This is a genomic window from Rhizobium sp. SVR5-2C, from assembly GCF_056755115.1.
In genome coordinates, this window is sequence record NZ_JBNDHT010000076.1 from 22584 (window position 1) to 31346 (window position 8763).

At 61.5% G+C, this 8763-nt stretch carries 8 protein-coding genes and 2 pseudogenes; 3 read left to right on the top strand and 7 right to left on the bottom strand.

Annotated elements, in window-relative coordinates; genetic code table 11:
- Positions 1–41: 41 nt before the first annotated feature.
- The 3 genes from ACPYOI_RS20885 to ACPYOI_RS20895 are packed head-to-tail and all read right to left on the bottom strand — an operon-like array spanning position 42 to position 2034.
- Positions 42–197 carry a hypothetical protein gene (locus ACPYOI_RS20885; protein ID WP_481423314.1) on the bottom strand — a complete coding sequence of 52 codons (156 nt, stop codon included), beginning with the start codon at positions 195–197 and terminating at the stop codon, positions 42–44.
- 9 nt (positions 198–206) lie between these two features.
- A complete protein-coding gene (gene kdpA, locus ACPYOI_RS20890) occupies positions 207–1910 on the bottom strand; it encodes a potassium-transporting ATPase subunit KdpA (protein ID WP_481423315.1) in 1704 nt (567 codons plus the stop codon).
- Positions 1911–1944: 34 nt separating this feature from the next.
- The gene (locus tag ACPYOI_RS20895; RefSeq protein ID WP_016556800.1) at positions 1945–2034 is read right to left on the bottom strand and encodes a K(+)-transporting ATPase subunit F; all 90 of its coding nucleotides are present in this window, start codon (positions 2032–2034) and stop codon (positions 1945–1947) included.
- A 394-nt stretch (positions 2035–2428) separates the two neighbouring features.
- Here ACPYOI_RS20895 and ACPYOI_RS20900 point away from each other — a divergent pair.
- The 3 genes and pseudogenes from ACPYOI_RS20900 to ACPYOI_RS20910 all read left to right on the top strand — a co-directional run bounded on the left by ACPYOI_RS20900 (position 2429) and on the right by ACPYOI_RS20910 (position 4973).
- Positions 2429–3180, top strand: a pseudogene (locus ACPYOI_RS20900) (3-oxoacyl-ACP reductase family protein).
- A 24-nt stretch (positions 3181–3204) separates the two neighbouring features.
- Positions 3205–3804, top strand: coding sequence for an NADPH-dependent F420 reductase (locus ACPYOI_RS20905; RefSeq protein WP_481418934.1), 600 nt, complete (start codon positions 3205–3207; stop codon positions 3802–3804).
- A 125-nt stretch (positions 3805–3929) separates the two neighbouring features.
- On the top strand, positions 3930–4973 hold the full coding sequence (locus ACPYOI_RS20910; RefSeq protein ID WP_481423316.1) for an NAD(P)-dependent alcohol dehydrogenase: 1044 nt from the start codon (positions 3930–3932) through the stop codon (positions 4971–4973).
- On the opposite strand, the gene ACPYOI_RS20915 is transcribed toward ACPYOI_RS20910, so the two are convergent.
- The 4 genes and pseudogenes from ACPYOI_RS20915 to ACPYOI_RS20930 form a co-directional block, all read right to left on the bottom strand.
- On the bottom strand, positions 4970–5548 hold the full coding sequence (locus tag ACPYOI_RS20915) for a DedA family protein (protein WP_481418936.1): 579 nt from the start codon (positions 5546–5548) through the stop codon (positions 4970–4972). The genes ACPYOI_RS20910 and ACPYOI_RS20915 overlap by 4 nt on opposite strands.
- 53 nt (positions 5549–5601) lie before the next feature.
- Positions 5602–6969 carry an FAD-containing oxidoreductase gene (locus ACPYOI_RS20920; protein WP_481418937.1) on the bottom strand — a complete coding sequence of 456 codons (1368 nt, stop codon included), beginning with the start codon at positions 6967–6969 and terminating at the stop codon, positions 5602–5604.
- Positions 6966–7427: a DUF4126 family protein gene (locus ACPYOI_RS20925; protein WP_481418938.1), complete on the bottom strand. Its 462-nt coding sequence runs from the start codon at positions 7425–7427 to the stop codon at positions 6966–6968. Before ACPYOI_RS20925 ends, ACPYOI_RS20920 begins: the two co-directional genes overlap by 4 nt.
- Before the next feature lie 157 nt (positions 7428–7584).
- Positions 7585–8763: pseudogene (locus ACPYOI_RS20930) on the bottom strand (acyl-CoA dehydrogenase); the annotation flags it as partial.

Consider the following 8763-nt stretch of genomic DNA (forward strand, 5'->3'; position numbering starts at 1 on the left):
AGACTCCAGCTTGAAACGAGGTGAGGCGACCGGCTTTCCGGTCAGCCGTGTAAAATTCTGAGGGCGGCGAGGATGACGAGGATGCCGGCCATCATCACCAGGATGATGTCAGTGCCCCGTGCCAGGCGCTCTCGCTCACGTCCCGGCGAACCGGGACGTGAGTTGAAGGACTTTCGAAGTCTGTGACGAAGGATCATGACATCACCTCAGAAGGTTTTGCCGGTAATCATCATCAGGTGCTCGATAACCGGGCCGAGGGCCAGTGCCGGGAAGAAGGTCAGGCCGCCGACGATCAGGATCGTGCCGCTCAGGAGGCCGACGAAGAGCAAGCTGTCCGTCGGGAAGGTGCCTGCCGAAGCGGGAACCGTCTTCTTGGTAACCAGGGAGCCTGCGATCGCAAGCGCCGGAATGATGACCAGGAAGCGGCCCATCAGCATGCCGAGACCAAGCGTGATATTGTACCAGGGGGTGTTACCCGTCAGGCCACCGAAAGCCGAGCCGTTGTTCGCCGCAGCGGACGTATAGGCATAGAGAATTTCGGAGAAGCCGTGCGGACCCGCCGTGCCGATCGAGGCAACGGCTGACGGAAGCACCGAGGCAATTGCCGTGAAGACCAGCATCGCCAAGGGCAGGCAGAGAATGGCAAGAACAGCCATCTTCATTTCCTTGGCCTCGATCTTCTTGCCGAGATATTCCGGCGTGCGGCCGACCATGAGGCCTGCCACGAAAACCGCAACGACGATGAAGAGCAGGATGCCGTAGAAGCCCGCGCCAACGCCGCCGACGATGACTTCGCCGAGCTGCATATTGATCATGGGGATCAGGCCGCCGAGCGCCGTGAAGCTGCCGTGCATGGCGTTGACCGCGCCGCAGGAAGCGGCCGTGGTGATCACCGCAAAGAGCGAGGACATGGCGACGCCGAAGCGGACTTCCTTGCCTTCCATATTGCCGCCCTGCAGGCCGAAGGCATGCATCAGCGGGTTGCCCGCAGCTTCAGCCCAGTAGGTGACGGTAACGCCGACGATGAACAGGAGGCCCATCGTGGCGAAGATCGCCCATCCCTGGCGCTGGTTGCCTACCATGCGGCCGAAGACGTTGGTGAAGGCGGCACCGATCGCGAAGATCGACAACATCTGGAGCATGTTCGAGATGTTGTCGGGGTTCTCAAACGGGTGCGCGGAGTTGGCGTTGAAGAAGCCGCCGCCATTGGTGCCGAGCATCTTGATGGCAAGCTGCGAGGCAACCGGGCCGACAGCGATCGTCTGCTTGGCGCCTTCCAACGTCGTCGCGTCGACATAGGGGCCGAGCGTCTGCGGCACGCCGAGATAGACGTAAACGAGCGTGAGCACGATGCAGATCGGCAGAAGGACGTAGAGCGTCGCGCGGATCATATCGACCCAGAAATTGCCGATCGCCTTACCAGAGGCGCGCGAGAAAGCGCGGATCAGGCCAATGGCGATCGCCATGCCGGTCGCGGCGGAGACGAAGTTCTGCACGGTCAGCCCGGCCATCTGCGTGAGATAGGACATCGTGCTTTCGCCGCCATAGTTCTGCCAGTTGGTGTTGGCAACGAAGCTGATGGCGGTGTTGAAGGAAAGCTCAGGCCCAACGGCAGGCATACCCGCCGGGTTATAGGGCAAGCCTGCCTGGAGACGCATCAAAGCGTAGAGTACGATGACGCCGAGCAGGTTGAACATCAGCATGGCGAAGGCATAGGAGGTCCAATGCTGTTCTTCGCGCTCGCTGGTGCCCGCAATCGCATAAAGCCCCCGTTCGATCGGAACGAGGACCGGTGAGAGGAATGTGCGCTCGCCTGAAAAGACACGCGTCATGTAACCGCCGAGCGGTTTGACGAGCGCGATGAGGATTCCGCAGTAAAGCAGAATCTGAAGCCATCCGTTGAGGGTCATGGGAAGTAACTTTCAATACCCGGTTGCTTCTGCGTTAGAAGCGCTCGGGGCGAATGAGAGCGTAGGTGAGGTAGACGGTCAGGAACACCGTCACTGCACCGCTTAAGATATAATCGAGCGTCATGATGTTTCTCCTCAGAGCCTGTCGCAGGCGCTGGTGTAGGCAAAGCACAATGCGAAGAATACGACGGCGATACCGAGTAAAATGATGTCCATCATCGATCTTGACTCCTGTTGTTCTTCTTTGGAGTCAGACAAGACAAAGGGTGCCGGCTTGGGAGACGGCACCTTTTATGCTTTCTGGCTGGAGACGATCTTGGTGATCTCTCATGCATTAATATGCGGCCGGACTGCATAAAGGTTCGAGAGGGGCCGGAAGGCTTCAATATAAAAATCTTATAAGTGTTATCATGCGTTAATTTTCAATATATGCTTGAAATAGATGAAAGCGATTGAAGGCTAATCCGGGTGGAATAGCCGGGCGATATTCACTCCATCCAACAATCGGAGTTATCGCAGTGCCCAACACAACTGAAAATCTTTCCGGCAAGACGGCGCTCGTGACGGGCGGCTCGCGCTCCATCGGTGCGGCCATCGCAAAGCGTCTTGCTGCAGATGGCGCCTCGGTCGCGCTCACCTATAGCGCCTCGCCGGACAAGGCCGCCGCTGTCGTCAAGGAAATCGAGGATGCCGGTGGCCGTGCCATCGCCATCAAGGCCGATGCCGGCGATCCGGCTGCCGTCCGCGCCGCGGTGTCCCAGACCGAAGAGACGTTCGGCTCGCTCGACATCCTCGTCAACAATGCCGGCATCGCTCTTGGCGGTCCGATCGAGGACATCAAGTTCGAGGACTATGAGCGCATGATCGCCGTCAATGTCACCGGGGTGTTCGTGGCAACCCAGGAAGCAGCCCGCAGGATGAAGCCGGGTGGCCGCATCATCCATATCGGCTCGTCGATGTTCCGTTACGCCGCCTTCCCGACCGCATCGCTTTACACGCTGACCAAAGGCGCGGTGGCCGGCTTCAACCGCAGCCTCGTGCGCGACCTCGGCCCGAAGGCATCACCGTCAACACCGTTCACCCCGGCCCGACCGACACCGACATGAACCCCGATGGCGGTCCGGTCTCGAAGATCGTCGGTCCCGGCATGGCGATCGGCCGTTACGGCAAGGACTACGAGATCGCCAGCGTCGTCGCCTACCTCGCCAGCCCCGAAGCAGCGTTCATCACCGGCGCGGATATCGTCGCCGACGGCGGCTTCACCGCCTGACCCTTCATTTCAAGGAGAATGACAATGTCCATCGGCATCATTGGCGCCGGCAATATCGGCGCCGCCTTCGCGCGTGCGCTCGCCCAAGCCAACATTCCTGCCACGATCGCCAATAGCCGCGGTCCCACTTCACTTGCAAGTCTCGTGCATGAGCTCTCGCCTTGGATCAAGGCGGGCACCATCGAGGAAGCCGCGAACTCCGATATGGTCCTCGTTGCGGTTCCCTGGTCGAAGCTGCCGAAGGCGCTCGCCGGCCTGCCTGACTGGAATGGCCGTATCGTCATAGATGCGAACAATCCGATCGAGGCGCCGCTCTTCAGGCCGGCGGGGCTGAATGGCAGGCTCTCTAGCGAGATCTTCGCCGATCTCGTATCAGGCGCACGCGTCGTGAAGGCGTTCAACCATCTGCTGCCGGCCCTCGTTTCCGGCGATCCGCAGGCCGAAGGCGGCAAGCGTGTGCTCTTCTATTCCGGCGATGATGCCGCAGCGAAGGCCGAAGTCGGCGCGCTGATCGAGAAGCTCGGTTTCTTCGGCATCGACCTCGGGCCGATCGCCGTCGGCGGCAGCCTGGTTCAGTTTCCGGGTGGCCCGCTGCCGGCTTTGAACCTCGTCAAGTTCGGCTGAGCATTTCATCGCATAATGAGCAAAAGCCTCCGCAATCCTGTTGAATTGCGGAGGCGTCGGGTTTTATAGTCGGCCAACGCGTCCCCCAATGAGTGGCGGACAAGGCATCAGAGAGGAACCCGACAATGACCAAGGTCCATGCGCTGGTATTGGAGCGTCAGCATGAGCTCGCGCTTCGCGATATCGATCTGCCGCTGGAAACCGGACCAGGTCAGGTGAAGATCAGGATCCACACTGTCGGGGTCTGCGGTTCGGACGTGCATTACTATACCCATGGCAAAATTGGGCCGTTCGTCGTCAACGAGCCGATGGTGCTTGGACACGAGGCAGCGGGGACGGTGGTCGAAGTCGGCGAAGGCGTGACGCATCTGAAAATAGGCGACCGCGTCTGCATGGAGCCCGGCATTCCCGACCCGAATTCAAAGGCAAGCCGTCTTGGCATGTACAATGTCGATCCTGCCGTCACCTTCTGGGCGACGCCGCCGGTCCATGGTGTGCTGACGGCCGAGGTCGTGCATCCGGCCAACTACACCTTCAAGCTCCCGGACAATGTAAGCTTTGCAGAAGGCGCAATGGTCGAGCCTTTTGCCGTCGGCATGCAGGCAGCAGCAAAGGCTAGGATCGCGCCTGGCGATACCGCCGTCGTGCTCGGCGCCGGCCCGATCGGCACAATGGTGGCGATCGCCGCGCTCGCCGGCGGCTGCGCGCGAGCGATCGTCGCCGATCTTGCCCAGCCGAAGCTCGATATCGCCACCCAGTATCAGGGCGTCATCCCGGTCAATATCCGCGAGAAGAACCTGACCGAGGAAGTGTTGCGCCTGACCGACGGCTGGGGTGCTGACGTCGTGTTCGAATGCTCCGGATCGCCGAAGGCCTGGGAAACGATCATGGCATTGCCGCGCCCAGGGGGCGTCATTGTTGCTGTCGGCCTGCCGGTCAATCCGGTCGGCTTCGATGTTTCGACCGCATCGACCAGGGAAATCCGCATCGAGACGGTCTTCCGCTATGCACACCAGTACGAGCGGGCGATTGCTCTGCTCGGCTCCGGCCGTGTCGACCTGAAGCCGCTGATCTCCCAGACGTTCAAGTTCGAGGACTCGATCAAAGCCTTCGACCGCGCGGTCGAGGCACGGCCAACGGACGTGAAGCTGCAGATCGTGATAGACTAAGGCGCCCTAGGGGACCCGATGCCGGGTTTCATCTTGCGAAACGCGAAAGCCGTGCCTGCAACGACAGCCGCGGCTCCGAGCGCAATGAGCAGGTGGTGGTGCAGCGGGAGGTGGCCCAGCATCTGCTGGATGCCGTGCCCGAAGATATAGCCCAACGCTGTGAACAATTGCCCCCAGACCAGCGCCGCCGCGATGTTCAGAACGAGGAATTTCCGTGTCGGGATGCGCGTCGTACCGATGACGATGGGGCTGATCGTCCGCAATCCGACGAGGAAGCGGAACGCGAAGATGAAGCCGGTCGGATATTTTTCGAGAAGCTGTGTCACCCGCGCTAACGCGGGCTTTTCCATCAGCCGGCGAACGAAACCCCAATGAGAGGCATAACGCCCGGCGAAGAACCATACTTGGTCGCCGGCGAACGAACCGGCCGCTGCCGCCATCGACGCAGTCCAGTATGTCAGAAGCCCGCGATGCGAGATGACGCCGCCGAGGAATGCGGCGGTTTCGCCTTCAAAGGCGGTACCGAGGAATATCGCCAGCAGACCGTAATTCTCGATCAGGAGTTCGATGGACACCCACTAGGCCTCCAGCCTTTCAGGATCCAGGCTTCCGCGGCATCATTGCCATCTCAGACCGGCTTCAAATCCCCAAGCACCGTTGGAATGAGTTCCGAAACGGTCGGATGGATCGGCACAGCCCATTGCAGGGCAGGGTAGGTGGTGCCGGCGTTCATGGCATCGATGATGCCGTGGATCACCTCGTCGCCTTCGATGCCCAGGATGGCAGCGCCGAGGACCTGCTTGGTCTCGGCATCGGCGATGATCTTCATGAAACCCTGGGTCTCGCCGCGTTCATTGGCGCGGCCGACGCGGCTCATGGGACGGGTGGAGATCATGATCTTCTTGCCGGAGCGGCGCGCCTCCTTCTCCGTCACGCCGACACGGCCGAGCGGCGGATCGATGTAGAGCGCGTATGCGGGAATGCGGCTGCTCACCTTCCGGTCAGCCCCATCCAGCAAGTTAGCCGCGACGATCTCGAAGTCATTATAGGATGTATGCGTGAAGGCGCCGCGGCCGTTGCAATCACCGAGCGCGTAGATGCCTTCGACGTTCGTCATCAGCTTGTCGTCGACTGTGATGTAGCCGCGCGTGTCTGTCGCAACGCCGGCAACGTCGAGACCAAGATCGTCCGTGTTCGGTTTGCGGCCGGTCGCGATCAGCACATGGCTTGCGTCGATTTCCGGTTTTCCGGAGCTAACCGTCACGGCAATTCCGCCGTCCTTCGCGGCGAAGGCAATCCCGTCGGCATTGGTATGAACGGCGATACCCTCTGCGCGCAGAACGTCCTCGATCGCGTTGGAGATGTCTTCATCCTCGCGGGAGGCGAGTTTCGGTCCGCGCTCGAGAACGGTGACCTCGGCGCCGAAGCGGCGGTACATCTGGGCGAATTCGAGACCGATATAGCTGCCGCCGACGACGACCAGGTGGCGCGGCAGCGTGTCGAGATCGATGATCGACGTGCTGGTGAGATAGCCGATGTCGTCGACGCCTGGAAAATCCGGAACGACCGGGCGAGCCCCAACGTTCAGAAAGATTTGCGGCGCTGTCAGCGTCTCGCCGTTGACGGCGATCGTTTTCGGGCCGGTGAATTTGGCCTGGCCGTAGACGACATCCATCGTTTTCATGCTGCCGAGCCAATCGATCAGGCCGTTGCGAGCGTCCATGATGACGGTTTTGGCACGCTTGCGAACGACCTGCATGTCGATTTCAATCCCGCCGGCGATCTTCACGCCGTAGTCGCCGCCGCGACGGGCGACGTGGGCGGCGCGGGCGCTGGCAACCAGCGTCTTCGTCGGCATGCAGCCGGCATTGACGCAAGTGCCGCCAAGATACTTGCGTTCGATCAGCGCAACCTTCATGCCCTTCTCGGCCATGCGGGCCGCGAGAAAGGGGCCGGATTGACCTGCCCCGACGAAAATCGCGTCATAGGTTTTCATGGCACTGCCCCCACGATCAACAACGCGCCGCCGACGGCGACGATATCCTCGATAAGCGCCGCCGGCAAATCCTTGCCGAAGACACTGGCGAGCTTGCCGCGGGCAGCTGCGCCACCGAGCGTCCCTGCAATAGCGCCGACGATACCCGCGATGAGACCGGCAACCAGAGAACCGCCGGAAGCCGCGATGGTGGCGCCGGCCAGAGCTCCCATGATGATACGCGCTCCGAACTGTATCGGCATCTTACGGCTCGGCGTTGTCGGCAGCTGATCACTGATCAATTCGAGGACGGCAAGCAGCGTGAAGATCCACGGCGTCCATTGATAGCCCATGAAGGCGAGAGGAGTCTGAGAGACGTCGAACCAGCCAAGTGTTGCGCCCCAGGCGACGGCGGCAGGTGCGGTCATGGCCCTGAGGCCGGTAATAATTCCGGTCAAAAATGCAAGGAATAGAAGCATCTACGAACCCCCGACCTGTGCCGTTGCGGCGTTCGCAGCGTGGCACAATCTCCGAAGGGTTTCAATTCGCTCCCGGTGACTCGTTAGCGAGTTGCGAATGGGGCCCACAAAGGGGTCAGCGATCGGTGGATCAGGTCGTGATCTGCAGCAGCAGGCCTTAGTTCGTGAAGGCCTGTATTCCCGTAATGGCGCGGCCGAGAATGAGGGCGTGGATGTCGTGGGTGCCCTCGTAGGTGTTGACCACTTCGAGGTTGACGAGGTGGCGGGCGACGCCGAACTCGTCGGAGATGCCGTTGCCGCCGAGCATGTCGCGGGCGGCGCGGGCGATCTCGAGCGCCTTGCCGCAGGAGTTGCGCTTGAGGATCGAGGTCAGCTCCACCGGCGGATGGCCTTCTTCCTTCATGCGGCCGAGCCTCAGGCAGCCCTGCAGGCCGAGCGTAATCTCGGTTGCCATGTCGGCAAGCTTCTTCTGGATCAGCTGGTTGGCGGCCAGCGGCCGGTTGAACTGCTTGCGGTCGAGCACATATTGCCGCGCCGTCGCATAGCAGGCTTCGGCGGCCCCCAGCGCCCCCCAGGCAATGCCGAAGCGGGCGGAGTTCAGGCAGCTGAACGGACCCTTGAGGCCCGACACGTTGGGCAAGAGGTTCTCTTCCGGCACGAAGACATTATCCATCACCACCTCGCCGGTGATCGAGGCGCGCAGCCCGACCTTGCCGTGGATGGCGGGGGCCGACAGCCCCTTCCAGCCCTTTTCCAGGATGAAACCGCGGATCACGCCGTCCTCGGTCTTGGCCCAGACGACGAAGACGTCGGCGATCGGCGAATTGGAGATCCAGGTCTTGACGCCGGTGAGATGATAGCCGCCGTCAGCCTTCCGTGCGCGCGTCACCATCGAGCCCGGATCGGAGCCGTGGTCCGGCTCGGTGAGCCCGAAGCAGCCGATCCATTCGCCGGTGGCGAGCTTGGGCAGGTATTTCTGCTTCTGCGCTTCCGAACCGAAGGCATCGATCGGCACCATGACGAGCGAGGATTGCACGCTCATCATCGAGCGGTAGCCGCTGTCGACGCGCTCCACTTCGCGGGCGATCAGCCCGTAGGCGACATAGCCGAGGCCGGCACCGCCATATTCCGGGTCAATCGTCGGGCCGAGCAGCCCGAGCTCGCCCATTTCGCGGAAGATATCAGGATCGGTCTTTTCGTGGCGGAAGGCTTCGAGAACGCGGGGGGGCGAGCTTTTCCTGCGCATAGGCGTGTGCGGTATTCTGCACCATGCGCTCCTCGTCCGTCAGCTGCTCGACCAGCCGGAACGGGTCGGCCCAGTCGAAGATCTCGCGGG

What these genes read in the sequence shown, in the direction of transcription:
- ACPYOI_RS20885 (WP_481423314.1), bottom strand. Translation starts at nt 197, where the DNA reads ATGATCCTTCGTCACAGACTTCGAAAGTCCTTCAACTCACGTCCCGGT.
- kdpA (WP_481423315.1), bottom strand. Translation starts at nt 1,910, where the DNA reads ATGACCCTCAACGGATGGCTTCAGATTCTGCTTTACTGCGGAATCCTC.
- ACPYOI_RS20895 (WP_016556800.1), bottom strand. Translation starts at nt 2,034, where the DNA reads ATGACGCTCGATTATATCTTAAGCGGTGCAGTGACGGTGTTCCTGACC.
- ACPYOI_RS20905 (WP_481418934.1), top strand. Translation starts at nt 3,205, where the DNA reads ATGTCCATCGGCATCATTGGCGCCGGCAATATCGGCGCCGCCTTCGCG.
- ACPYOI_RS20910 (WP_481423316.1), top strand. Translation starts at nt 3,930, where the DNA reads ATGACCAAGGTCCATGCGCTGGTATTGGAGCGTCAGCATGAGCTCGCG.
- ACPYOI_RS20920 (WP_481418937.1), bottom strand. Translation starts at nt 6,969, where the DNA reads ATGAAAACCTATGACGCGATTTTCGTCGGGGCAGGTCAATCCGGCCCC.
- ACPYOI_RS20925 (WP_481418938.1), bottom strand. Translation starts at nt 7,427, where the DNA reads ATGCTTCTATTCCTTGCATTTTTGACCGGAATTATTACCGGCCTCAGG.